Source organism: Streptomyces sp. M2CJ-2 (genome assembly GCF_016757295.1).
Taxonomy (GTDB): domain Bacteria; phylum Actinomycetota; class Actinomycetes; order Streptomycetales; family Streptomycetaceae; genus Streptomyces.
The window spans coordinates 12,387-32,266 of sequence record NZ_JAESIF010000036.1 but is presented as its reverse complement, the minus strand read 5'-3'; the positions used below and the strand labels follow the sequence as shown (position 1 = coordinate 32,266).

The following is a 19,880-nucleotide window of genomic DNA, read 5'->3' as shown; positions in this document are numbered from 1 at the left end:
CATGCACGCCATCGAGGAGCGGGCCGCCCGGCCGGAGGTCGGCGCCCACGGGGCCATCGTCCCGGTCCGTGTCCTGGCCGACGACGGCCACCAGGCCGAGGTCCAGGTCGAGGGTTGCGGCGTGCTGCTCCGCCAGGGCGCCGTGCACACCGTCCCGTCGTCCGCCCTGCAGCGGGCCCACTGACCCCACACCACACCGGCCGCCCCGCGCCGACATTCCCCGGCGCGGGCGGCCACCCACCACCAACCGCAGAACAGGAACCCACGTGTCCGACAACGCACACCTCGCCCGTACCGGAACCGCCGGCGCCCTCGCGATCGGCGGCGCGGTCGTCACCGGCTGGTGGCTCCTCGCCATCGCCGCCGGCATCGTCGTCATCGGCGCCCTCGCGATCCGCTTCGGCTACCGCCGCGGCAAGAACGCGGGGCAGCAGTGACCACCCCGCCGCTCGCCGCGCGCGTCCACCGCTCCGGCACCGTCCTCGCCGCCGCGATCACCCTGGTCGCCGCCGCCGTCTGGGCCGCCCACCACGGCGTCCAGGCCGCGAGCTACGGCGACGAGACCGGCACCCGCCTGGCCGCCGTCTGGGCCATCACGTTCCTGATCCTGCTCAGCCAAACGATCATGTACCACTGCGAGCGGGCCCGCCGGGTCTCACCCCGCTCCCGCCGCCAGCTCGACACCCTGCACGTCGCCGTGCTGCTGCCCGTCTACAACGAGGACGACGGCTACCTGCGCCTCGGCCTGGCCTCGTTCCTCGCCCAGACCCGCAAGCCCGACAGCGTCCACGTCGTCGACGACGGCTCCACCAGCGGCGACTACGCCCAGGTCCGCGCCTGGTGGGAGCGCGCCGCCGCCGAGGCCGGCATCGCCACCACGTGGCAGCGCACCCCCAACCAGGGCAAGCGCCACGCCCAGGCCGCCGGCGTGCACGCCAGCCCGACCGCGGACGTCTTCATCACCGTCGACTCCGACTCGTGCCTGGCCCCGAACGCGATCGAGGAGATCCTCCTGCCGTTCGCCCGGGCCCGGGTGCAGTCCGTCGCCGGGATCGTCCTGGCCACCAACCACCGCGCCAACCTCCTCACCCGGGTCACCGACCTGTGGTTCACCACCGGCCAGCTCACCGACCGCTCCGCCCTGTCCGCGATGGGCGCCGTCCTCGTCAACAGCGGGCCGCTCGCCGCGTACCGGGCCGGCGTGGTGCGGGACAACCTCGACTCCTACCTCAACGAGACCTTCCTCGGCCGGCCGGTCCGCTTCAGCGACGACAGCCTCCTCACCCTGTACGCGCTGCTGCGCGGCCGCACCGTCCAGCAGCCGTCCGCCATGGTGTTCACCGCCCTGCCCGAGAAGCCCTCCCACTTCGGCCGCATGTACATGCGGTGGATGCGCGGCTCCACCATCCGCTCCATCTGGCGCATGCGCTACCTGCCCCTGACCGGCTGGGCCTACTGGGCCCACCTCCTGCGCTGGTTCCAGGTCGCCCTGTCCGCCGCGGTCCTCGGCTGGCTCCTGGCCGTCGAGCCCTTCGTCTACGGCCGCACCCCGCCCGCCTCGTTCCTGGTCGTGCCGTTCCTCATCGGCTGGGCGCAGGGCCTGCGCTACCTCGGCGTCATCCGCTCCGACGAGCGCATGCGGCACCGCGCGGTGACCTGGCTGCTGATGCCGCTCGCCGTCATCGGCTCCTGGACCGTACTGCGGGTGATGCGCTGGTACGGCGCGGCGACCTGCGCCCGTACCGGCTGGGGCACGCGGCAGAACGGCGCCGAGGTGTCCCTGGCCGCTGCCGAGGCCCCGGCCGGGAGCCGGGTGGTGCTGTCTGACGACGACACCCTGCAGATCCCGCTGGTGAAGCTGCTGGATCCCGAGACCGAGACCACCTTGCAGATTGCGGTGCCCGTCCGATGAACCGCGTCTTCCGCACTCCGCTGGCCCGTTGGGGCTTCACCGTCTGTGCCGTGGCCGCCCTGGCCACCGCGCAGCCCGGCCCGTTCCTCGTCACCACGGTGCTCGCCGCGTACGCGTGGCGCTGCCGCCGCTGACCGCCGGTCCCCCTCGATGCCCCCAGCACGTGGGGGACCGACCCCTCTCTCCTCAGTGGAAGGACCACCATCCCGATGAGCACCCCGACCGCCGGCATCGAGCCGCACCGCCCCACTACGGGCGGCCCCCTCGCGCCCACCGCGTCGGGGCAGCCCGCCATCACCCTGACCCGCTCCCACAAGATCCTCATCGGCGTCGTCGCCGTCGGCGCCATCGCCATCGCCGGTATCGGCTTCGCCGGCTCCTACCACGCCGTCACCGCCCTGGCCGCCCAGAAGGGCTTCGGGAAGTTCGCCCACGTCTTCACCATCGGCGTCGACGTCGGTATCGGCGTCTTCCTCGCCCTGGACCTGCTGCTGACCTGGCTGCGGATGCCCTACCCGCTCCTGCGGCAGGGCGCGTGGCTACTCACCGCCGCCACCATCGCGTTCAACGCGGCCACCGCCTGGCCCGACCCCATCGGCGTCAGCATGCACGCTGTCATCCCCGTCCTGTTCGTCATCGCTGTCGAGGCGGCCCGGCACGCGATCGGCCGGATCGCCGACATCACGGCCGACAAGTACCTGGAAGGCCCGAAGGCGGCCCGCTGGTTCCTCAACCCCGTCGGGACGTTCGTGCTGTGGCGCCGGCAGCGGCTGTGGGAGATCCGCACCTGGGACGCCGTGCTGAAGCTGGAACGCGAGCGCCGCGTCTACGTCGCGCAGCTGCGCCGTAGGTATGGCCGCGCCTGGCGGCGGAAGGCGCCCGCGGACCAGCTCCTCGTGATCCGGCTGGCAACCAAGGACGGGCTCAGCATCAGCGAGGCCATCAAGCTCCCCGAGGAGGAGGCCCGCCGGCTTGCCGAGGAGAAGGAGCAACGCGAAACCGAAGCCCGCACCCGGGCCGAAGCCGAAGCCGAAGCGAAGCGCCGCACTGAAGCCGAAGCAGCCGAAGCCGAAGCGAACCGGCGTATCAAGGCTGCCGAAGCCGAAGCAGCCGAAGCCCGCGCCCGAGCCGAAGCCGAAGCGGCGGCCGAGGTGGCCCGGATCGAAGTCGAAGCGAAGCGGCTGGCCGAAGCCGAAGCGGTCCGGCTGCTGGTAGCCGAAACCGAAGCGAAGCTGGCCGCGGTCGCCCTCGAGCAGCAGGAAGCCGAAGCCGAAGCGAAGCTGAACCGGCAGCGCCGAGCTGCCGAGGAGGCCCTCCTGCAGGCCGAAGCCGACCGCCGGGCCCGCGAGCAGCAGGCCGAGGAGGACCGCCTGCAGCGCGAGGAGGAGGCACGGGCACGGGCCCAGCGCCTCGTCGCCGAGGTCACCACTTCGGGTTCGGCTTCGGCTCCGGCTTCGGGTTCGGAGGGCACGGCCGCTTCGGCTTCGGGCCCGGACTCGAAGGCCGCAACGGCTTCGGCCCCGACTTCGGGTTCGGCCTCGCCCGCCCCCAACGCCCGCACGAAGAAGAAGGCAGCCGAAGTACAGCAGTTGCTGCTGCGCATGGTCGAAGCCGACGACCCGAAGTGCGTTTCCCTCGCGGACGTCCAGGCCGAGTTCGGCTTGAAGCAGGCCGCAGCGTACGACCGCCTCGTCACCGCCCGGGACCTGTACGCCCGCGCCAAGAACACGGAGAGGGCCGACCGATGACGGCGCCCGCCGGCATAGCAGCGGACGAACTGCGCGCCCGCCATTACCTCCACCGCCTCGGCGCCCGCCCCTTCGGCCACCAGGAGCCACCGCCGTTGGTGCCGGAGACCTCCCCGCCGCCCGCCATCTCACCCGAGGAACCCCTCATGCTGTTCGCCCTGGCCCTCGTCGGCCTCGTCCCCGGCATCGCCACCGCCTGGCTCCTGCACCGCCGCGGCTGGATCCTCGCCTTGCTGGCCGGGCTCGGCGTCACCGTCAGCCTGCCCGGCCTCCTCCTGGTCGCGATGGTCGCCTTCCCGCCGCTCGGTATCGCCGTCGCGCTGGCCGCGCTCGCCGCCGCGCTCCGGGCGTACGACGACGGCCGGGTCCTGATCGGCACCGCGTGGGCATCTGCCGCTGTCGTCGCGCTGGGCTGTGCGGGGGTGGCTCTGTGAGCGAGCGCCGCCCGATCACCCCAACCCGGGTGATCCCCGCAGGAGAGACGCTGCCCGCACCGGCTGCACCGCCCCCTTCGCCGCCCCCGCCCCCGGCCGTGCCGCACCCGGGCCCGGACTGGTGGCGGTCCGGGCCCGGACCGTCCGGACCGCCGCCACCGGTCCCGGTCGATGTCTACGTGACCGTCACCGTTGACCAGGGCGGATCGCTGATCCCTGCGGCTCCGGAGCCCGGTCCGCGCTGGTGGCAGCGGATCCGGATCGGCTACAACGCAGCGCTCGCCGCCCTGTCGCTCACCCTGGCCGGGCCGTGGGCGGCCGTCCTCGCCTCCGTCCGCGACGAGGAGTCCCTGGCCGGGGCCTGGGTCATGGCCCTCATCCCCCTGACCGTCCTCGGCTTCCTCGACAACGCCCGCCGCGCCGAGGCCGCCGGCGCCGACCCCGACCTGTGGGCACCGAAGTGGCGCGCCGCGATCGTCCGCCTCCTGCTGTGGGCCGCGGTCATCGGCACCGTCCTCGCCCTCCCGATCACCACGCTCGTCTACGCACTGACCGGAGTGAAGCCCGCATGAACGTCACCCTGGCCGCCGGCCAGTACACGACCACCACCATCAGCACCGCGGGGTTCGCCCTCGGCCTGGCCCTGCTCGGTGTCGAGCTGTGGCGCTGGCACAAGGGCGGGAAGGGCGGAGGGAAGGGCAAGGGCGACGACGGCAGGGGTGCCGCCCGAGACCCGAAGGCCCTGCTCCCGCTCGGCTTCGGCATCGTCTGCGGGATCCTGATGATCGCCTGCCCCGCCGGACTGCTGGGCACCCTCGCCGGCTTCCTGCGCTGGGGCGGCAACAGCGTCGGGGACGTCGCCATGGAGTGGCTCACCGGCGCCCCGAGCCAGACCCTCGGCACCGCGGCCACCCCCCGTATCGACGGCTACGGCGCCATCGTCGTCGCTGCCCTCGCGGTCTCCCTGTTCCTGCTGCGCAAGTCCATCGCCAAGGCCGTCAAGGGCAAGTGGTGGAAGGGCGTCCTCATCGGCGTCCTCCTGTGCGTGTCCACCGGAACCGCCGCCCTCGTCGCTCAGCAGATCGTCGAGGGCGCCAACGGACTCGGCGCGTGGGCGATCAACGGCATCGCCAAGGGCGAGATCGCATGAGCGCCCCGACGACGATGCAGTGGATCCGGCAGGCCGGGCAGCGCATCTCCACCGGATCCGGCCGGCTCGCCGTCCACCTCGCGGCGCAGGCGATCGACCGCGGCCGCCGCATCTGGCGCCGGGCCACCGGCTGGCTGGGGGAGGCCTCGGGCATCTCCTGGCTGCTGCGCCTGGCCGTCCTCCTGGCCGCCGCCGCAATCCTCCGGAAGATCGTTACGGCCGTGGCCATCGGCGTGTACGTCCGCATCGACTCCGGCGCCGCCCCGTGGCTGATGTGGGGCGCGGCCGGCGTCTGGGTGGTCGCCGCGTACCGGTGCGGCCAGGACGACTGGGAGCCGAAGAAGCCCGCCACGGACGCCCCGCAGCCCGCCGACGGCCACCCGGCCGAGGCCGCCGAAGAGCAGCCGGAGCCTGCCGCCGAGCCGCCACTGCCCATCCTCCCGAACCTGAGGACCTCCCTCGCCCGGGTCGGCACCCCGCACGCCCACATCGCCGCCCTGGCCGCCGACATCGGCACCACCCCGGAGCGTGTCCGGGAGGCGCTGGAGAAGTGGCAGGTCCCCGTCGAGCCGGTGCGGATGAAGGGTCGCGGCACGTCGACCGGCGTGAAGGGCGGCTCGGCGGTCCACCCCGCTCTCGCCCCGCGCCCCGAGGACGCTGCCGTTGTTGCCGCAGGTCAGGCCACCAACAACGACAACAACAACGCCGAGGAGCCCACCACGGAGAAGGGGGTGCGCGTCGAGCGCACCCAGACCGGCGGTTACAGGATCTTCGACCTTGCTGACGCCCACCGGCACCACCGCGTGGACCAGTCCTAAGCCCCGGGGCGAGCCGCTCCCAACCGCCAAGTAGAGCGCGGCTCGCCCCGGTCCACCCATCCCGAACACGAGACAGGAGAGCGCCATCATGGCACTCGGATTCCCCAAGCCCCTCAAGGCCGACGATGAACGGCTGCAGGGCCACGAGACGACCTACCAGGCGAGCCGCGGCGGCTACTTCAAGCCGACGCAGCAGCAGCGCGAGCAGGAGAAGGTCGAGATCACCGTGGAGCGGGCGGACAAGTAGACCCCCTGCCACACTGAGACCGGGCCCCGCCGTGCAATCCCCTGTCGCGGCGGGGCCCCGCTACGCCCCGGGCTCGGCAGGCGCCTCCTCGAGCTTCCCGTACGAGTCGAGCTGCCAGCGCAGCCCGTTGTCGTCGGTGAAGAACAGCACCGGCCTGTTGTTGTGGACAGTCGCAGCGGGCCAGCTCTGGGAAGCGAACCGCACTGCTCTACCAGGCCCAAGCAGGTACACCGGCATGGCCAGGCGATCGCCGACGGTAGCCCCTCGCCGTGACGGCTCAAACGCCGGCCACTCCCACGCATCGGACGCCATGTAGGCGGTGCCGAACCGTACTTCGAGCTGATGTATGGGGGCGTCGCTGGGGTTCTGCACAGTCACAGCCCAGTGATCAGGCCCGCCGGTAAGGCCTCCCAAGCCATCGTCCTGCCCGCCGAGCATGCGCTGGTACATACGGACCTGGCGGGCCTGCGCCTCTCTTCGCTCCTCCGCGGCCGCGCGCAGCTCGGCGCGCTCCAGCTCGAGGTTCTGCCGCTGCTCCGCCATGAACGACGTCTGCTCAGCGATGAACTGGCGCTGCTCCCTGATCTGCGCCCGCTGACTCGCCAGCGTCCACACAGCGGCCCCGGCCGCCCCCGCCGCGAACACGGCTCCCACCCACGTCGGTATGTCTCCCCAGTCGATCACGCTCATGTCCGCAGCCTACGGACCACCCGGCGCACGGCGCTGCTCGCTGGACACGTAGTCGATCAGCACTGCATAATCCGGTGCCAGCAGCACACTTGTGCCCACACGCCACACCAACCCCCGCCCCGTGCGGGGGTTTCGCGTTCCAGAGGGGGTGACCATGCCCCACCCCGACGACCGCGAAGCCGCGCACGGCCGCGAAGACGCCGACGGCACCATCTGGTTCACCATCGCCCAGGCCGCCGCCTTCACCCGCCGCAACCCCCAGACCATCTACTCCTGGGAACGCCGCGGCCACCTCGACCGCACCGCGGCCGCCACCGACGAGCACGGCCGGCGCATCTACAGCCAGGCCCAGATCGCCGCCGCCGAACGCCGCGCCCGGCAGAACGCGGCCGCCGCCCAGCGCATCGCCGCCTGACCCGAGGTCACAACACGGCCACACCGCCCCACCGTCCCCATACGCGACGGATGATGCCCCCGTCAGCATCAGACCGTCCTTGGGGGGACCATGCGCACCCGTACAGCACTCGCCGCCGCCCTGCTCGCTCTCGCGGCCCTCACCGCCGGCTGCAGCAACGACAGCAGCGACGACAAGCCCGCGGCCGCCACGACGGCCCCGCAGCCGCCGGCGGCGACCATCGACCCTGCCGAGGCCCGGCAGGCATGCGTCGACGCCTGGGCAGACACCATCAGCGACAGGCCCGCCGACTTCGACCCCGAGGCCGACAGCGACACCGAGCCCGCAGAGTGCGAAGGCCTGCCCGAGGACGAATGGACCGACCGCTACATGGAAGGCCTCGAGCAGTCCAACCAGGCCGGCCGCGACGCCCTGCAGGACCTCATCGACGAGGCCGAGACCGCCCAGCCCTGACCCCCGGGAGGTGGCGCCCGTGGCCGGCAACCCCCGCAACGGGCGCCCCTACCGCCGCCTCACCATCCAGCAGCGCGCACTCCTCATGCCCTGCTGGATCTGTGGCCGCGAGATCGACTACAGCCTCACCGGCTACGCCGCACAACGCAGCTCCTGGGCCTTCACCCTCGACCACGCCACCCCATTGTCGCGCGGCGGCGACCTCCTCGACCCCGCCAACGCCCGCAGTGCACACCGCCGCTGCAACTCAGCCCGAGGCAACCGCACCACCCAGCCCCAGGCCCGAGCATCGAGGAGATGGTGACCGTGGTCGATCTCGGCCCCCTGTATAGCGACGATCCCCGCGCCCGGCTGCAGTCTCGTCAGCCGCCGCCGCCCCGCTGGTACGAGTACAGCTACACGGCCACCGGCGCCGAGTACTGGCTGCGCTTCCTCATCGGCGAGCCCCGCGAGTTCGTCTACGTCGTACCGCGCCGCATCGCCTGCCGGCTCTTCCGCTGGCACAACGTCACCTGCCGGGGACGACGAGACCACCCGAGGAGACGGCGATGCTGAGCAAGCACGACCAGGACCTTGCCACGCTGCAGGCCCGCATCATCACCGCACTGCGCACGCGGCAGCCCCACATCATGCGCTGGTACCGTCCCGGCGCCACCGGCATCGAACGCTGGATCCGCGACGTCCTCGACGATCCCCGCAGCACCGCCGCCCGCGTCCCCGGCCGGCTCGCCTGCCGCTTCCTGCGACGGCACAACTGGACCTGCATTGGCCGGCCCGCACCACACCCACGGAGATGGTGATCGTGGAACAGCCCATCGCCTACTTCGCAGACGACGGCCGCTCCTGGCAGTGCGACGGCTGCGGCTCGTACGGCAGCGTCGGCGGCGCCGAGGAAGGCCGACGGTACGCCGCACGGAACATCGCCTCCCATGTCGCCGAGTGCACGCCCGCACAGGCCGCCGCCACGCTGCCCGGCACCAGCGCCGTCATCCGTCCTGGCGACACCGTCCTCATCCGCCTGCGCCACGACGCCCCGCGCGCCCAGCAGCTCGCCGTGGCCGATCGCCTCCGCAGCCGCATCCCCGACGTCGAGGTCCTCGTGCTCGCCGGCATCGACGGCATCGACGTCTACCGACCCGAGGAGCAGCGACCGTGAGCGAACCCCGCCTCACGCTGTTCAGCAGCTGTCTGCTCTCGAAGTGGGGCTTCAACGACGGCGCCGACCCGGACGACTGGCTGGACTACTGCGAGGCCAACGGCATCGACTACAACGCCGTCGACTTCCCCCTCGTCGCGCTGGTCCGCACCTACCTGCTGCCGAAGATCGAGCAGGACGTCACCGTGGTGGAGATCGAGACCAGCCACAACCCCGTCCGCATCGAGACGGTCGACGGCCAGGACGTGACCGAGGTGTGGTTCGGCAGGGCGCCGGAACCCACGCTCACGCCCGAGTACGTCGAGGTCCCCATGAGCGAGGTGGCCCAGCTCGCCCGGAGGTGACACAGCGTGCTGTACGTCGTCACCGGCCCGCCGGCCGGAGGCAAGAGCTCCTGGATCGCCGCACGCGCCACAGCCCGCGACATCGTCATCGACCTGGACCGCATCACCCAGGCCCTCACCGCCCCCGGCGCCCCACAGTGGAACCACGACCCGATCGCATCCAAGGTCGCGCTCCGCGCCCGCTACGCCGCGATCGACGAGGCCGTGAAGCACCTGGATGAGGTCGACGTCTACCTCATCCACACCATGCCCAGCGCCACCTGGCTGGCCCGCTACCGACGCCTGCAGGCCCAGATCATCACCGTCGACCCAGGCGAGCAACTCGTGCGCGACCGCGTTCGAGCGATGCGTTCGCCCGCGATGGAGCGCGTCGTGACCCGCTGGTATCGGAGCTACCGACGGAGCGCCCCCGGGCAGAGGGCGGGCGAGGGGCACGCCCAGGCGTCCCGGGACTGGTGAGGGTCGGCGACCGTCACGGAGCGCGACGCTCAGCGCCGGTCCGACGGCTCGGCAGCGCTGGTGATCATGGCGGCTCGACAGGCCGGCGGGGGAGAGTGGATCAAGAGTTCAGCGAAGGAGCGGGCGACCCAAAAGCCCTTGTCGCCCGTCTCTCTCCCCGAGCCGATCGCTAATCACCGCGAACCGAGTTCGACCCCATTAGCGACCATGATCATCTTCACTTGGCCGTCACTCTCCGTCATGATCCACTTGTGTCACTCTGCGTGATTCCGATCGTTCGGGGGTGATCATGGACGACGCCCCGAAGCGCCGGACCCTTCGCGCCGGAGCGGTCACTAAAGCCACGAAGTCCGAACTCGCTGACCTTGGCGTCTCCCCCGAATCGAACGCCGCGGCCGCCGCCGCCATCCGGCTCGCCAAGGAACTCGACTCGGCCACCGACCCCAAGGAAGCGGCCTCCGCTGCGCGTGAGCTGCGTCAGGCCATGCACACAGTGCGAGGACTGGCGCCCCTGAAGGACAGGGGGGACAAGATCGATGAACTCGCTGCTCGCCGTCCCCGCCACACCGCGTAGCGGAAGCGTGCGGATCGGCTGCCAGACACCGCGGATCATCTCCACCCCGCACTACCGGCGCATCGACACAGGGCGCTGGTCCGGCGTCGAGGACCAGGCCGCGCTCGAGTTCCGCTCCCCTGCCGGGCAGATGGCCGTCGAACTCGCCGCTGACTCCGGCCTGATGCTGGACCCGTGGCAGCAACTCGGCCTGCACCACAGCCTCGCCGAGGACGAGGACGGCCGGTGGACCTCGTTCGAGGTCGTACAGAACGTCACCCGGCAGAACGGCAAGGGCGGATTCCTCGAGGCCCGGCAGATCGCCGGCGTCATGCTGTTCGGCGACAAGCTGGTCATCCACACCGCCCACGAGTTCAAGACGGCCCAGGAGAGCTTCCGCCGGCTGGACCAGCTGATCGAGGGCTCCTACGCGCTCAGCCGCCGCGTGAAGCGCGTCATCCGCTCCCACGGTGAAGAGGGCTTCGAGTTCCTCAACGGCGCGAGGATCAGGTTCCTCGCGCGCTCCGGCAGCTCAGGGCGTGGGTTCTCCAGCGACCTGCTGGTCATGGACGAGGCCATGTCGCTGCGCGCGGCACCGATCGGCGCGCTGCTGCCGGTGATGTCCGCACGGTTCAACCCGCAGATCCTCTACACCTGCAGCGCCGGCATCGGCCAGGAGAGCGAGCAGCTGGCGCTGCTGCGGGCCCGGGCGCTGGCGGACACGCCGGAGCCGGACGAGTCCCTGGCCTACCTCGAGTGGTCAGCCGTACTGCACACGCGGGAGTGCCCGCGGGACGAGGACGGGCGGATGGTGTGCGAGGAGCACGACGACCGTGAGGACGTCAGGACCTGGCAGCGGGTCAACCCGGCGCTGGGCATCCGCATCCGTGAGCAGGCCGTACGGCGCGAGCTGGCCACCATGCGGCCGGACTTGTTCGACCGTGAGCGGCTCGGCGTGGGTGAGTACCCGGCGCAGGCAGAGGAGACGTGGCAGGTCATCGCGGAGGCGGCGTGGCGGGCGCTGAAGGTGCCTGGGTCGCAGCCGTCGGACCCGGTGGCGTTCGCCATCGACACCAACCCGGAGCGGACGTGGTCGGCGATCAGCGCGGCCGGGGCCGCGGGTGAGCGTCGGCACGTTGAGGTCGTGGACCACCGACCCGGTACGGACTGGGTCGTGGAGCGGGCCGTAGAGCTGGACGAGCGGTGGGAGCCGTGCGTGTGGGTGATCGACGAGGGCGGCCCGGCCGGCTCGCTGGCGGCTCCGCTGCGCAAGCGGCTCGCCGAGCGGGGCCGTGACCACCTGGTGGTGGCGCCCAAGGTGCGGGAGATCGCGCAGGCCTGCGGCGCCTTCTACGACCGTGTGCAGGACCAGAGCCTGCAGCACCTGGACCAGGCGCCGCTGGCGACGTCCCTGAGCGGGGCGAAGAAGCGCGACCTGGGTGACGCGTGGGCGTGGACGCGCCGCAGTGACGGGGTGGACGTGAGCCCCCTGGTCTCGTCGACCTACGCGCTGTGGGGCTGGGAGCAGCACCACGACGACGAGCCGGAAGGGGCACCGAACCTGTGGTGAAGAAGGAACCGGGCGACGCCGGTGGCGGCCGTGTGCTGGTGGTGCTGGTGGTGCTGGAAGTGCTGTTCGTGCTGGTCGCGCTTGCTGGGCTGGCGCTGTGGAGCGTGCGGGGTGCTCTGGTCGTGGCCGGTGTGCTGGGCGTGGTGGCGTGTGAGCGGGCGCTGGCGGACCGGCGTGGTGGCCGGCGGGCGGCGGACACGGCGGGAGGTGAGGGCTCGTGAGGGGGCTGTTCGGGCTGTTCGACAAGCGGGGGCTGGAGAGTCCGGCGCAGCCGCTCACCTCCCAGGCGCTGGCCGAGTTCCTCGGCGGGGCGCAGTCGGACGCGGGGGTGGCGGTGTCGGAGACGACGGCGCTGCGGGCGTCGCCGGTCTACCGGGCGGTGTCGCTGATCGCGGGGGTGTCGGCGGCGCTGCCGCTGCCGGCGTACAAGGACGGGACGAGGGAGAAGGTCCGGTCCGAGCTGTTGAAGAACCCGCACCCGGACCTGACGCCGGTGGAGTTGTGGCGGTTCGCGTACACGTACCGGGTGCTGTGGGGGAACACCTACATCCAGAAGGTGCGCGACGGCGCGAAGCAGGTCCGGGAGCTGTGGCCGCTGTCCGCGGACCGTGTGCACGTCGACCGGGTCAAGCCCAGCGAGGCCAACCCGTCGGGCAAGTTGTTCGACGTCACGGACGACTGGGGCGTGCGGCACGTGCTGACGCCGTACGAGATCCTGCACATCCCCGGGCTGGGGTATGACGGGCTGACGGGGTGCTCGCCGGTGCGGCTGGCGATGCAGGGCATCGGGCTGGCGCAGGCTGCGGAGAAGTCGGCGGCCCGGCTGTTCGGCTCCGGCAACATGATCGGCGGTGTGCTGCAGACCGAGCAGCGCCTGGACCCGGACCAGGCTGCCCGGTTGAAGGAGCGGTGGAAGGCCAAGATGTCCGGCGTCCACAACAGCCACGAGATCGCCGTCCTGGACTCGGGGGCCTCGTACAAGCCCGTGGCGATGCCGAACACCGATGCTCAGTTCCTCGAGTCCCGGCAGTTCCAGGTGCTGGAGATCGCCCGCATGTTCGGGGTGCCGCCGTTCCTGCTGATGTCCACCGAGAAGTCCACGTCGTGGGGCACCGGGTTGGAGCAGCAGGCCCAGGGCTGGGTCACGTTCGATCTGAACCCGACCTGGCTGACACCGACCGAGCAGCGGGTGACCAAGGAGCTGCTGCCGCCGACGGAGTACGCGAACTACCAGATGGGCGGGCTGCTGCGCGGCGACTCGGCGGCCCGGGCCACGTTCTACCGGGCGATGCGCGACGTCGGGGGTTTCTCGGCAGACGACATTCGCGCGCTGGAGGAGCTGCCGCCTCTGCCGGAGGGCAAGGGCGGCGACGTCTACCTGCAGCCGATGTACATGGCCCCGCTCGGCTCCAACCCGCTCGCACCGGACGGGGAACAGCCGGCGGCGGGCTCGAACCGGGCGCGGGCTGCTGCGCTGATAGCGGAGGCGCAGCGGCTGATGCAGACCCCCGACGAGATCGAGGAGAGCACCTGATGAGGACTCTGACGAGGACGACGACCGAGGAGCGCCGCCGTCTGCCTCTCACGTCGGCAGACGTGGTGATCCGGGCCATCGAGGGCGACACCGGTGATGAGCGGTTCCGTGGGTACGCCGCGAAGTTCAACAGCCGCACGGCAATCGGCAACCCGCTGCGCTGGGGGTTCTACGAGGAGATCGCGCCGGGCGCGTTCACCAAGACCCTGCAGGAGGGCGACGCCCGGTTCCTGGTCGACCACGATTCGTACTACGTGGTCTCCCGAGTGTCGGCCGGCACGCTGTCCCTGGCAGAGGACGCCATGGGGCTGCCGGTCGACTCGGCGCTGGACCCGGCCCTGTCGTACGTCAACGACCTGAAGGCGAACGTCAAGAACGGCAACATCACCGGGATGTCCTTCGGGTTCTACGTCCTGAAGGACCAGTGGTCGACGGAGACCATCGAGACGTCCGACGGGCAGACCGCCGAGGTGGAGGTGCGGCGGATCCTCGAGGTCCGCCTCATCGAGGTCAGCGCCGTCACCTTTCCCGCCTACGAGGACACGGAGGCCGAGCTCGCCAGCGTGGCCTCTGCGCTCGTGCAGCGCGGTGACCAGGCGGCGATCGAGCAGCGCGCCCAGTTCCGGCCGGAGCTGCGGGACCTGCTGCAGCTGGTCGGCGCCGGCGCCTCCGGTGACGGCGCCCACGGTCCGGCCGGGCAGCGGGCGCAGGGCGGGCAGGCGTGCGAGCAGCGCGGTGCGCTGGCCGTGCACTCCACCGACACCTCCGACGCGTCCTGGGACGGCCCGGCCAACTCTTCCGACCTTCCTAGCGAGGAGTCGGCGCTGCGGCAGGCGCACGCCTGGGTGGACCCCGACGGCGACGCCGACACCAAGTCGTCGTACCGGTTCATCCACCACTTCGTGGACACGGACGGCAACGTCGGCGCCGCCTCGACCGTCGCCTGCACCACCGCGATCGGTGTCCTCAACGGTGGCCGCGGCGGGACCACGATCCCCGACGACGACCGCCAGGCGGTCTACAAGCACCTGGCTCGGCATCTGAAGGACGCCGGGATCAAGGCACCAGAACTGAAGGCAGTTGGCAGCGAGCCGGGTGAGTCCACTCGCGAGTCCAGCACACCGGAGCCCGCGACGGCCCCGGACGCCCCCGAGCCGGCAGAGACCACTCGGAGCGACCTCGACGTCCGCCGACTCCGCTTGAAGGGCCTGGCCGCCCGCTACGGACTGGCCTCGCCCCGCGCGTAACCCGTACTCACCCGGAGGCCCCGCACCCACCGTGTGGGGTCTCTGCCATGCCTGAAAGGACTGAGAGCATGAGCGTGCAGCTCAGGCGGCTCATCGACGAGCAGAACACGCTGTGGAAGCGGATGCAGGACATCCAGGCCGCAGCCGAGACCGAGAACCGGGACCTGACCGCCGAGGAGCGGACCAACTGGGACCAGGCCGAGGAGCGGCTCACCGTCGTCTCCGGGGACATCGAGCGCCTCAACCGCATGGCGCAGCTGTCGCAGGTCGACCGCAGCCAGATCGTGTCCACCACCGGTGAGCCCGAAGGCGACCGCCGCGGCGGCGACGCCGAGGAGCAGACCCGCCGCTACAACGAGGCGTTCGGGATCTACCTGCGTGGCGGCATGGACCGGCTCAGCCCGGACCAGCGGAACCTGATGATGGACCACCAGGTCGACCTGCGGGCGATGGGTGCGGGCATCGACACGGCCGGTGGGTTTACCGTTCCGGATGAGTTCCGCAACCTGATGACCGAGACGATGAAGGCCTTCGGCGGCCTGCTCGGTCTGGCTGAGGTCATCACCACGTCGACGGGCGCGGACCTGAAGTGGCCGACCAACGACGACACGGCCAACGAGGGCGAGCTCCTCGGTGAGAACCAGCCCGCTGGCGAGCAGGACCTGGAGCTGGGCGGAAAGACGCTGAAGTCGCACATCTTCAGCTCCAAGCAGGTCAAGCTGTCGATGGCGCTCCTGCAGGACTCGGCATTCAACCTCGATCAGTGGGTGCCGAAGAAGCTCGGCGAGCGCATCGGTCGGCGTGCCGCGCGCGCGTTCACCACCGGCACTGGTGCGGATGAGCCCCAGGGCCTGACCACCGGCGCGGTGGTCGGCAAGACCGGCGCGGCCGGCCAGACCACGTCGATCGTCTACGACGACATGATCGACCTCGAGCACAGCGTCGACAGCGCCTACCGGGCCAATGGCCGGTACCTGCTGCACGACCAGTCGCTGAAGGTGATCAGGAAGCTGAAGGACGGCCAGCAGCGCCCGATCTGGGTCCCGATCCCCGCGCCCGGTTTCCCGGCCACGATCAACGGCTTCCCGTACCACCTCGACAACTCGATGCCGCAGCCCGGCGCCGGGAACAAGACGATCGCGTTCGGCGACTTCAAGGCCGGCTACGTCATCCGCCAGGTCCAGGCCGTGCAGACGCTGCGCCTGGTCGAGCGGTACGCCGAGTTCCTGCAGGTTGCGTTCCTCGGCTTCGCGCGCATGGACGGCGGGATCCAGGACTCGGCCGCGATCCGCCTGTACCAGCACCCCGGGGCCTGACCCGCTGGCTCGTATGGGTCCGGGCCACCACGGTGTGCCCGGGCCCGTAGGGGCTTCGTAGAAAGGAGCGCGTCGCGATGGCGCGGATCAAAGTGCTTGAGGCGATCGCCGGGGCCGACTTCTCGTGGGCGCCCGGCGACGTCGTCGAAGTGAGCGAGGAAGCGGCGGCCGCGTGGGCGGACGGGCAGCGCGCCGTCCTCGCCGACGACGCCGCCGCCGGCAGCGGCCCGGCGCCGGTCGGCGGCGGCGACCGCGTGCCGCGGATCGTGGACAAGGACGGCCAGGAGCTCGAGGTCCTCGACGCCGTCGTCGAGGAGACCAGCCCGCCGGACGGCGAAGACAACAGCCTGACCTGGTCCCGCTGGACGGTCACCGTACGGCTCCCCGCGGCTCCGGCAACGGAGGCACCGGACCCGGAGCCGGCGGACGTGACGGACCTCGAGAACCAGGGCCCGGCCGACGACCAGGAGGACGCCGAGGTGCTGTTCGACCCCAACGAGCACAGCAACCGCGAGGTCCTCGCCTACCTGAGCGGCGTGGGAGAACAGGAGGCACTGCGCGTGCTGGACGCCGAGGCCGCCGGCCAGAACCGCTCCGGCATCGCCAAGAACCGCGACCAGGTCCTCGAGACTGCCCGGGCACGGGACACGGCGGCCGGGACCGGGCACGGCGGAGCGGAGAAGGCCGCCGACGCCTCACGCGGCGGCGGCCGGGCCGAGACGCCCGAGACCCGCAGCTGGTGAGGACGAGGCGGTGACGTACGACCTCGGCGCGACCGCGCGCCTGATCGCACAGTGCCGCGACGCGGGCGGAGCCGCCGTCACCGCGGACGCCGTGACCGTGACGGTCACGCTCCCGGACGGGACCACGGCCACCCCGCCCGCGTCGGAGGCCACCCCGGTGGGCACCTACCACGCCGACTACGTGACCACCGTGCCCGGACGGCACACGGTGCGCTGGCAGTTCACCGGCCCGGCGCACGCCTACACCGACGTCCTCGACGTACGGCCCGAGCAGACGCCGGCGATCCTGTCCCTGCGGGACGCCAAGGAACACCTGAACCTCAGCCTCACCGACACCCGCGAGGACGACGAGCTCAGGTTCTGGAACAACGCGACGACGACCGCGGTCGAGTACTTCACGGGCCCGGTCGTCGTCCGCACGGTGACCGAGGACCACGCCGTCGGCATGGTCGAGGCGCTCGCCCTGCGCCGGGCGCCCGTGCTCGAGGTGACCGCGGTCGAGCCACTGCGCGACGGCGGCACCTCCTACGACCCGGACGGCCTGAACGTGAACAGTCCGGCCGGCATCGCCACCCGCAAGGGCGGCGGGCTGCTGCACGGCCCGCTGCGCGTCACCTACCGCGCAGGCCGCCCGATCGTCGCCGAGAACATCAGCGGCGCCGCGCGGATCATCCTGCAGCACCTATGGACGACCCAACGGCGGTCCCGCAGCGGCGGGTTGCCTGGCGCCCGCGACGACTACAGCGTGACCGAGCCGATCCCCGGCCTCGGCTACGCGATCCCCCACCGGGCCAAGCAGATGCTCAACCCGGACGACCAAGGACCAGGACTGGCATAGATGGGTTCCAGAGTCCCCGAAGTGATCAACACCCTCGTGCAGTTGGGCAAGGCGGACCCCGGCCTCAAGGACGTCGCGGTAGCGGACGGACCCGAGGTCACCGAGTCCACGGCGCCAAACTGGCTGGTCATCGGATTCGACGGCGACCCGTCCGGCGAATCGGAGTCCGCCCAGTCCACCAGCGAGCCCTCGGGCTTCGGCACTCGCCGCGAGGAACAGTTCGCGGTCACCGTGGCCGCGATCGCCAACCGGGGCGACACCGACATCGCGGCCGCCCGTGCGCGCGCTTCCGAGATCGGCGCCCGCGTCGAGGCGTGGCTGCAGGCCGATCCAAGCATGGGCCTGCGCGAGCTCGAGGCGGCCGTCCAGACCATGCGGTGGCTGCCGGATCAGACCGATCAAGGCGCGTCGGCCGTGCTGCTGCTGACGGTGGCCGGCCGCGCCTTCACATAGAGAGGAGCCGCGCGGTGAGCGTGCGGATGAGGCACTCCCAGGTTGAGCAGGAGATCGAGGTCCCGGAGATCTCGGTCCGGCACTACGAGCGGTCGGGGTGGAAGCGCGTGGACGGCCAGGTCGTGGGAGCCCCGGCCGTGGACGCCCTGGCCGCCCCGGTCGAGACGACGGCCGCGGCGAAGGGCCGCCGGCGGACTGAGGCTGAAGGAGAGAACTGAGATGGTGGCAACTCCGATCAACCCGTCGGTGCGGTACTACCGGCGCGGTACCACGACGGTGCTGTGGGTGCCGACGATCGCGAACAAGAAGGCCCCGACGCGGGCGGAGCTGGACGCGGGCACGGCGCTGGAAGGCGAGACCGGCGCGATGTCCGGCTGGCAGACCACGTCCGCCACCGTGCCGACGGCTGCCCTCGGCAGCCGCTACACGCCGACCGTGCCGGGTGAAATCACGGCCGCGGACAGCTCTCTCACCTTCTGGGCGAGCAAGGACGGCGACGACGTCCGCAGCCTGCTGGTACGCGAGGCGCGCGGCTTCATCGTGTGGATGGACGAAGGCGACGAGCCCGAGCAGACGATGGACGTCTACCCGGTGCAGGTCACCACGCAGGCCAAGGTCAGGGAAATGGACGCCGCAGCGCAGATCATGGCCCAGTTCTCCATCACGTCCGAGCCTGCGGAGAACGTCACCATCCCCGTTGCGGCTGGCGGCTGACCCATGCCCAGCTCGGTACAGATCCTCGGCACCGGGCAGCTCGTGACGCTGTCCCGCCGCATGCGTGCGGCGGGCGGCCCACGACTCCGCCAGAACATGGCCCGCCGCATCCGGCGGGCCGCCGAGCCGCTGCAGCGCGATCTGCAGCAGGCCATCCGCACCCAGCCCATCACCTCCGAGGGCCGCAAGCGGAACAGGGACGGCCGCATGGGACGCGGCGGCCCCTCGCCCACCACCCGACCGCTGCGCGCCACCCTCGCCGGCGGGGTGCGGATCAGCGTCCGCCAGGGCGCCAGCCCCGGCGCCCGCGTCTGGATGGACCGCAGCCGCCTGCCGCGGGACGTCCGGAACATGCCATGGGTCATCAACAGCGGCAGGGTCCGTCACCCCGTGTTCGGCAACAGGAGGAGATGGGCCACCCAGTGGGCGCGGCCGTCGGGGTGGTGGGCGCGGACCACCGCCGCCGGTGTGCCGCGGATGCGTGCCGAAGTCGAACGCGTCCTCGGCGACGTCCGCCGGGACCTCGAATGAAGACAAGGAACAGACATGATCGTCACGTACACGCAGGACGACGGCACGGCCGAGCGGATGGACACCGACGACCTGTCGGCGCTCGAGGCCGCCGCCATCGAGGAGGCCATGGACGATGTCCCGTGGCGGGCCATCGAGGCGCGGCTGCAGGCGCAGGACCCCACCGCGCTGCGCGCGATCGTGTGGGCGTTCCGCCGGCGTGAGCAGTCCGGGCTGAAGTTCGCCGACGTCGACGTGCCCGGCTGGCGCCGGCGCCTCAAGGCACGCCTCACGCGTGACGAGATCGCCGATGCCCTGACCAACATCATGACTGAGGCGCTCTCCAAGAGCGAGGACAGCATGATCGACGCTGTGACTCCGCACCTGCGGAAGCTCGCCGACGATCCCGCCGAGGTCGACGCCGCCCTCGACGAGCTGGGAAAAGGCCACTTGACGCGCCACGCGAAGGAATCCGCGGCCTGATCCAGAGTTACGAGCCGCTGTTCTTCCACTACCTGCACATGCAGCCGTCGGAGTACGACCGGCTGTCCGTCGAGCGGTTCCTGCGCCTGGTCG

General features: G+C 71.4%; 32 protein-coding genes. 31 read left to right on the top strand and 1 reads right to left on the bottom strand.

Annotated elements, in window-relative coordinates:
• The first annotated feature begins 1 nt into the window (after position 1).
• From JL475_RS24385 to JL475_RS24340, 10 genes are all read left to right on the top strand, one after another.
• Positions 2-184 (top strand): hypothetical protein, encoded by a 183-nt coding sequence (locus JL475_RS24385; RefSeq protein ID WP_202280062.1) that lies wholly within the window; start codon positions 2-4, stop codon positions 182-184.
• Positions 185-266: 82 nt separating this feature from the next.
• Complete coding sequence (locus tag JL475_RS24380) at positions 267-437, top strand: peptidase (protein WP_202280061.1); 171 nt, start codon at positions 267-269, stop codon at positions 435-437.
• Positions 434-1,912, top strand: a complete 1,479-nt coding sequence (locus tag JL475_RS24375) for a glycosyltransferase family 2 protein (protein ID WP_202280060.1) — start codon at positions 434-436, stop codon at positions 1,910-1,912. The genes JL475_RS24380 and JL475_RS24375 overlap by 4 nt, the downstream gene beginning before the upstream one ends.
• Positions 1,909-2,046 carry a hypothetical protein gene (locus JL475_RS24370; protein WP_202280059.1) on the top strand — a complete coding sequence of 46 codons (138 nt, stop codon included), beginning with the start codon at positions 1,909-1,911 and terminating at the stop codon, positions 2,044-2,046. Before JL475_RS24375 ends, JL475_RS24370 begins: the two co-directional genes overlap by 4 nt.
• Positions 2,047-2,121: 75 nt before the next feature.
• The gene (locus JL475_RS24365) at positions 2,122-3,660 is read left to right on the top strand and encodes a DUF2637 domain-containing protein (RefSeq protein ID WP_202280058.1); all 1,539 of its coding nucleotides are present in this window, start codon (positions 2,122-2,124) and stop codon (positions 3,658-3,660) included.
• Positions 3,657-4,094: a hypothetical protein gene (locus JL475_RS24360; protein ID WP_237408119.1), complete on the top strand. Its 438-nt coding sequence runs from the start codon at positions 3,657-3,659 to the stop codon at positions 4,092-4,094. The genes JL475_RS24365 and JL475_RS24360 overlap by 4 nt, the downstream gene beginning before the upstream one ends.
• 179 nt (positions 4,095-4,273) lie before the next feature.
• Positions 4,274-4,666 (top strand): hypothetical protein, encoded by a 393-nt coding sequence (locus tag JL475_RS24355; RefSeq protein WP_202280057.1) that lies wholly within the window; start codon positions 4,274-4,276, stop codon positions 4,664-4,666.
• Positions 4,663-5,244 (top strand): hypothetical protein, encoded by a 582-nt coding sequence (locus tag JL475_RS24350; RefSeq protein ID WP_202280056.1) that lies wholly within the window; start codon positions 4,663-4,665, stop codon positions 5,242-5,244. The genes JL475_RS24355 and JL475_RS24350 overlap by 4 nt, the downstream gene beginning before the upstream one ends.
• Positions 5,241-6,062 carry a hypothetical protein gene (locus JL475_RS24345; protein ID WP_202280055.1) on the top strand — a complete coding sequence of 274 codons (822 nt, stop codon included), beginning with the start codon at positions 5,241-5,243 and terminating at the stop codon, positions 6,060-6,062. Before JL475_RS24350 ends, JL475_RS24345 begins: the two co-directional genes overlap by 4 nt.
• Positions 6,063-6,150: 88 nt before the next feature.
• Complete coding sequence (locus tag JL475_RS24340; RefSeq protein ID WP_202280054.1) at positions 6,151-6,309, top strand: hypothetical protein; 159 nt, start codon at positions 6,151-6,153, stop codon at positions 6,307-6,309.
• Between the two features lie 60 nt (positions 6,310-6,369).
• Here the strand turns inward: JL475_RS24340 and JL475_RS24335 are convergent, their stop codons facing one another.
• Complete coding sequence (locus JL475_RS24335; RefSeq protein WP_202280053.1) at positions 6,370-6,999, bottom strand: hypothetical protein; 630 nt, start codon at positions 6,997-6,999, stop codon at positions 6,370-6,372.
• A gap of 154 nt (positions 7,000-7,153) precedes the next feature.
• Between JL475_RS24335 and JL475_RS24330 the strand changes: the two genes are divergently transcribed.
• The 21 genes from JL475_RS24330 (at position 7,154) to JL475_RS24230 (ending at position 19,787) form a co-directional block, all read left to right on the top strand.
• Entirely contained in the window at positions 7,154-7,414 is a 261-nt protein-coding gene (locus JL475_RS24330; protein WP_202280052.1) for a MerR family transcriptional regulator, read from the top strand.
• A 90-nt stretch (positions 7,415-7,504) separates the two neighbouring features.
• Positions 7,505-7,867 (top strand): hypothetical protein, encoded by a 363-nt coding sequence (locus JL475_RS24325; RefSeq protein ID WP_202280051.1) that lies wholly within the window; start codon positions 7,505-7,507, stop codon positions 7,865-7,867.
• A gap of 19 nt (positions 7,868-7,886) precedes the next feature.
• Positions 7,887-8,171 carry an HNH endonuclease gene (locus JL475_RS24320; protein WP_202280050.1) on the top strand — a complete coding sequence of 95 codons (285 nt, stop codon included), beginning with the start codon at positions 7,887-7,889 and terminating at the stop codon, positions 8,169-8,171.
• Positions 8,165-8,422 (top strand): hypothetical protein, encoded by a 258-nt coding sequence (locus JL475_RS24315; protein WP_202280049.1) that lies wholly within the window; start codon positions 8,165-8,167, stop codon positions 8,420-8,422. Before JL475_RS24320 ends, JL475_RS24315 begins: the two co-directional genes overlap by 7 nt.
• Positions 8,416-8,667, top strand: coding sequence for a hypothetical protein (locus tag JL475_RS24310; RefSeq protein ID WP_202280048.1), 252 nt, complete (start codon positions 8,416-8,418; stop codon positions 8,665-8,667). The genes JL475_RS24315 and JL475_RS24310 overlap by 7 nt, the downstream gene beginning before the upstream one ends.
• A 2-nt stretch (positions 8,668-8,669) precedes the next feature.
• Positions 8,670-9,023 (top strand): hypothetical protein, encoded by a 354-nt coding sequence (locus JL475_RS24305; protein WP_202280047.1) that lies wholly within the window; start codon positions 8,670-8,672, stop codon positions 9,021-9,023.
• Positions 9,020-9,367, top strand: a complete 348-nt coding sequence (locus JL475_RS24300) for a hypothetical protein (RefSeq protein WP_202280046.1) — start codon at positions 9,020-9,022, stop codon at positions 9,365-9,367. The genes JL475_RS24305 and JL475_RS24300 overlap by 4 nt, the downstream gene beginning before the upstream one ends.
• 6 nt (positions 9,368-9,373) lie before the next feature.
• A complete protein-coding gene (locus JL475_RS24295; protein ID WP_202280045.1) occupies positions 9,374-9,826 on the top strand; it encodes a hypothetical protein in 453 nt (150 codons plus the stop codon).
• 283 nt (positions 9,827-10,109) lie between these two features.
• Complete coding sequence (locus JL475_RS24290) at positions 10,110-10,400, top strand: hypothetical protein (RefSeq protein WP_202280044.1); 291 nt, start codon at positions 10,110-10,112, stop codon at positions 10,398-10,400.
• Positions 10,363-11,949 carry a terminase gene (locus tag JL475_RS24285; protein ID WP_237408117.1) on the top strand — a complete coding sequence of 529 codons (1,587 nt, stop codon included), beginning with the start codon at positions 10,363-10,365 and terminating at the stop codon, positions 11,947-11,949. Before JL475_RS24290 ends, JL475_RS24285 begins: the two co-directional genes overlap by 38 nt.
• The gene (locus JL475_RS24280; protein WP_202280043.1) at positions 11,946-12,170 is read left to right on the top strand and encodes a hypothetical protein; all 225 of its coding nucleotides are present in this window, start codon (positions 11,946-11,948) and stop codon (positions 12,168-12,170) included. Before JL475_RS24285 ends, JL475_RS24280 begins: the two co-directional genes overlap by 4 nt.
• Positions 12,167-13,483 carry a phage portal protein gene (locus tag JL475_RS24275; protein ID WP_202280042.1) on the top strand — a complete coding sequence of 439 codons (1,317 nt, stop codon included), beginning with the start codon at positions 12,167-12,169 and terminating at the stop codon, positions 13,481-13,483. The genes JL475_RS24280 and JL475_RS24275 overlap by 4 nt, the downstream gene beginning before the upstream one ends.
• Positions 13,483-14,730: an HK97 family phage prohead protease gene (locus JL475_RS24270; RefSeq protein ID WP_202280041.1), complete on the top strand. Its 1,248-nt coding sequence runs from the start codon at positions 13,483-13,485 to the stop codon at positions 14,728-14,730. Before JL475_RS24275 ends, JL475_RS24270 begins: the two co-directional genes overlap by 1 nt.
• Positions 14,731-14,798: 68 nt before the next feature.
• Positions 14,799-16,046: a phage major capsid protein gene (locus tag JL475_RS24265; RefSeq protein WP_202280040.1), complete on the top strand. Its 1,248-nt coding sequence runs from the start codon at positions 14,799-14,801 to the stop codon at positions 16,044-16,046.
• A gap of 77 nt (positions 16,047-16,123) precedes the next feature.
• The gene (locus JL475_RS24260) at positions 16,124-16,789 is read left to right on the top strand and encodes a hypothetical protein (protein ID WP_202280039.1); all 666 of its coding nucleotides are present in this window, start codon (positions 16,124-16,126) and stop codon (positions 16,787-16,789) included.
• A 10-nt stretch (positions 16,790-16,799) separates the two neighbouring features.
• The gene (locus JL475_RS24255; protein WP_202280038.1) at positions 16,800-17,627 is read left to right on the top strand and encodes a hypothetical protein; all 828 of its coding nucleotides are present in this window, start codon (positions 16,800-16,802) and stop codon (positions 17,625-17,627) included.
• Positions 17,628-18,080: a hypothetical protein gene (locus tag JL475_RS24250; RefSeq protein ID WP_202280037.1), complete on the top strand. Its 453-nt coding sequence runs from the start codon at positions 17,628-17,630 to the stop codon at positions 18,078-18,080.
• Positions 18,081-18,094: 14 nt separating this feature from the next.
• On the top strand, positions 18,095-18,298 hold the full coding sequence (locus tag JL475_RS24245) for a hypothetical protein (RefSeq protein WP_202280036.1): 204 nt from the start codon (positions 18,095-18,097) through the stop codon (positions 18,296-18,298).
• A 1-nt stretch (position 18,299) separates the two neighbouring features.
• Complete coding sequence (locus JL475_RS24240) at positions 18,300-18,794, top strand: hypothetical protein (RefSeq protein ID WP_202280035.1); 495 nt, start codon at positions 18,300-18,302, stop codon at positions 18,792-18,794.
• 3 nt (positions 18,795-18,797) lie between these two features.
• Positions 18,798-19,325: a hypothetical protein gene (locus tag JL475_RS24235; protein WP_202280034.1), complete on the top strand. Its 528-nt coding sequence runs from the start codon at positions 18,798-18,800 to the stop codon at positions 19,323-19,325.
• 15 nt (positions 19,326-19,340) lie between these two features.
• A complete protein-coding gene (locus tag JL475_RS24230) occupies positions 19,341-19,787 on the top strand; it encodes a hypothetical protein (RefSeq protein WP_202280033.1) in 447 nt (148 codons plus the stop codon).
• Positions 19,788-19,880: the final 93 nt, after the last annotated feature.

What these genes read in the sequence shown, in the direction of transcription:
- JL475_RS24235 (WP_202280034.1), top strand. Translation starts at nt 18,798, where the DNA reads ATGCCCAGCTCGGTACAGATCCTCGGCACCGGGCAGCTCGTGACGCTG.
- JL475_RS24250 (WP_202280037.1), top strand. Translation starts at nt 17,628, where the DNA reads ATGGGTTCCAGAGTCCCCGAAGTGATCAACACCCTCGTGCAGTTGGGC.
- JL475_RS24345 (WP_202280055.1), top strand. Translation starts at nt 5,241, where the DNA reads ATGAGCGCCCCGACGACGATGCAGTGGATCCGGCAGGCCGGGCAGCGC.
- JL475_RS24260 (WP_202280039.1), top strand. Translation starts at nt 16,124, where the DNA reads ATGGCGCGGATCAAAGTGCTTGAGGCGATCGCCGGGGCCGACTTCTCG.
- JL475_RS24335 (WP_202280053.1), bottom strand. Translation starts at nt 6,999, where the DNA reads ATGAGCGTGATCGACTGGGGAGACATACCGACGTGGGTGGGAGCCGTG.
- JL475_RS24350 (WP_202280056.1), top strand. Translation starts at nt 4,663, where the DNA reads ATGAACGTCACCCTGGCCGCCGGCCAGTACACGACCACCACCATCAGC.
- JL475_RS24365 (WP_202280058.1), top strand. Translation starts at nt 2,122, where the DNA reads ATGAGCACCCCGACCGCCGGCATCGAGCCGCACCGCCCCACTACGGGC.
- JL475_RS24270 (WP_202280041.1), top strand. Translation starts at nt 13,483, where the DNA reads ATGAGGACTCTGACGAGGACGACGACCGAGGAGCGCCGCCGTCTGCCT.
- JL475_RS24325 (WP_202280051.1), top strand. Translation starts at nt 7,505, where the DNA reads ATGCGCACCCGTACAGCACTCGCCGCCGCCCTGCTCGCTCTCGCGGCC.
- JL475_RS24230 (WP_202280033.1), top strand. Translation starts at nt 19,341, where the DNA reads ATGATCGTCACGTACACGCAGGACGACGGCACGGCCGAGCGGATGGAC.
- JL475_RS24285 (WP_237408117.1), top strand. Translation starts at nt 10,363, where the DNA reads ATGAACTCGCTGCTCGCCGTCCCCGCCACACCGCGTAGCGGAAGCGTG.
- JL475_RS24340 (WP_202280054.1), top strand. Translation starts at nt 6,151, where the DNA reads ATGGCACTCGGATTCCCCAAGCCCCTCAAGGCCGACGATGAACGGCTG.
- JL475_RS24265 (WP_202280040.1), top strand. Translation starts at nt 14,799, where the DNA reads ATGAGCGTGCAGCTCAGGCGGCTCATCGACGAGCAGAACACGCTGTGG.
- JL475_RS24330 (WP_202280052.1), top strand. Translation starts at nt 7,154, where the DNA reads ATGCCCCACCCCGACGACCGCGAAGCCGCGCACGGCCGCGAAGACGCC.
- JL475_RS24310 (WP_202280048.1), top strand. Translation starts at nt 8,416, where the DNA reads ATGCTGAGCAAGCACGACCAGGACCTTGCCACGCTGCAGGCCCGCATC.
- JL475_RS24240 (WP_202280035.1), top strand. Translation starts at nt 18,300, where the DNA reads ATGGTGGCAACTCCGATCAACCCGTCGGTGCGGTACTACCGGCGCGGT.
- JL475_RS24370 (WP_202280059.1), top strand. Translation starts at nt 1,909, where the DNA reads ATGAACCGCGTCTTCCGCACTCCGCTGGCCCGTTGGGGCTTCACCGTC.
- JL475_RS24385 (WP_202280062.1), top strand. Translation starts at nt 2, where the DNA reads ATGCACGCCATCGAGGAGCGGGCCGCCCGGCCGGAGGTCGGCGCCCAC.
- JL475_RS24315 (WP_202280049.1), top strand. Translation starts at nt 8,165, where the DNA reads ATGGTGACCGTGGTCGATCTCGGCCCCCTGTATAGCGACGATCCCCGC.
- JL475_RS24360 (WP_237408119.1), top strand. Translation starts at nt 3,657, where the DNA reads ATGACGGCGCCCGCCGGCATAGCAGCGGACGAACTGCGCGCCCGCCAT.